This is a genomic window from Spirillospora sp. NPDC049652 (assembly GCF_040675125.1).
Classification (GTDB): domain Bacteria; phylum Actinomycetota; class Actinomycetes; order Streptosporangiales; family Streptosporangiaceae; genus Spirillospora.
Window position 1 is genome coordinate 1 of record NZ_JBFAOF010001296.1, and the last position, 1,623, is coordinate 1,623.

The 1,623-nt window shown below is 74.1% G+C and carries 3 protein-coding genes; 1 reads left to right on the plus strand and 2 read right to left on the minus strand.

Features of this window, described 5'->3' with window-relative positions:
• Positions 1–204, plus strand: a 204-nt coding sequence (locus AB0J52_RS39570; protein WP_500188258.1) for a response regulator transcription factor, incomplete at its 5' end; no start/stop codon positions are given.
• A 45-nt stretch (positions 205–249) separates the two neighbouring features.
• Here AB0J52_RS39570 and AB0J52_RS39575 read toward each other — a convergent pair.
• Together AB0J52_RS39575 and AB0J52_RS39580 are read right to left on the minus strand one after the other, a co-directional pair.
• Positions 250–1,206, minus strand: coding sequence for a quinone oxidoreductase family protein (locus AB0J52_RS39575; protein WP_500188260.1), 957 nt, complete (start codon positions 1,204–1,206; stop codon positions 250–252).
• A 23-nt stretch (positions 1,207–1,229) separates the two neighbouring features.
• A partial coding sequence (locus tag AB0J52_RS39580) for an SDR family NAD(P)-dependent oxidoreductase (RefSeq protein WP_500188262.1) occupies positions 1,230–1,623 on the minus strand: 394 nt, incomplete at its 5' end.

A 1,623-nucleotide genomic window follows, 5' to 3' on the forward strand; every position in this document is an offset into this window, starting at 1 on the left:
GCGACGGCCGCGCTCACCCCGCGCGAGCGGGACGTGCTGCGGCTCATCGCGCGCGGCATGTCCAACGCCGAGATCGCCGCCGAGCTGGTGCTGGCCGAGCAGACCATCAAGACGCACGTCGGGCACGTCCTGACGAAGCTGGGGCTGCGCGACCGCACCCAGGCCGTCGTGTTCGCCTACGAGAACGGCCTCGTCGGCGACTGAGCCCGGCCCCGGCCAGGCAGGGCCCGGCCGGGGAGGGCAACGCGCCTACCGGGACGGGTCGAGGACGAGCTTGCCGGTCGTGCGGCGGGAGCGCAGGTCCTCGTGCGCGCGGCGGACCTCGGACAGGCCGTACTCGCCGCCCGCGACAACCTTCAGCCGGCCTTCCGCGGCGAGCCCGAACAGCTCGTCGAGGGCCGTGCCCATGACGTCGCCGGGAAGCTGGAACACGTGCGCCAGCCACATGCCCGCGACGGTCGTGGAGTGCGACATCAGGGTCGCGGGCTGGACGGGCTTGGGCAGCTCGCGGGAGGCCATGCCGTAGAAGGCGAGGCGGCCGAACGGGGCCAGCGCGGTGAGGCTCTGGTCGGTGACACTGCCGCCGGTCATCTCCAACACGACGTCCACCCGGCGGCCGTGGTTGGCCTCGATCAGGGCGGCCTTCAGGTCGGGCTCCTTGGGGTCCACCGCGATGTCGGCGCCGAGGTCGAGCGCGAGGGCGCGCTTCTCCGGCGACGAGGCGGTGGCGATGACCCGGCCCGCGCCCCACGCCTTGGCGAGCTGGACGGCCAGCGTGCCGACGCCGCCGGCGGCGGCGTGCACGACGACGGACTCGCCCGGCTCAAGATGGGTGCTGCGGCGCAGCAGCAGCCACGCGCTGACACCCTGCACGATCATGCCGAGGGCGGTGACGTCGTCGATCGCGTCCGGGACGTCCCAGATGGTCGCGGTCGGCGCGACGGCCCTCTCGGCGTAGCCGCCGGTGCCGAGCAGCGCGACGACGCGGCGGCCGTCGGGGGTGCGGCCGACGACCTCGCCGCCGGGGACCATCGGCAGCTCCTGCTTGGCCAGGTAGCTGTTCTCGGCCTGGTGGGTGTCGGCGTAGTTGATCCCGGCCCGGTCCACCTCGACGAGCGTCTGCCCGTCACCCGGCACCGGATCGGGCAGCTCCACCGGGACGAGGACCTCGGGTCCGCCGAACTCGGTGATCTGGATGGCGCGCATTCTGCTTCTCCTTCTCGGCCGGTTCAGCGGGGCCCGGGGACGCCGCGGAACCGGAACGGCTCGGACGGGCGGCCGGGCACCACGTACCAGGCCTCCCCGGCGCCGTCCCCGTCCAAGATTGCCATGAACGCCTCGACGACATCGGCCAGGGGCAGGACGGGGAACCCGCTGCGCTCCAGTTCGTCCTTCAGCGGGACGATGATGTCGGTTTCGGCGAACGACGGGCACAGCGCGTTGACCCGGACGCCCTCCGGCAGGTGCGCGGGCCCGAGCGCCCGGACGAGCCCGACGACGGCCGCCTTGTTCGCGCCGTAGACGGGGTCGAAGGGCGTCGCGGTGAGCGCGGCCATGCTGGCGGTGGCGATGACGTCGCCGCCGCCGCGGGCGCGCAGGGCGGGCAGCGCCGCGTGGAAGCCG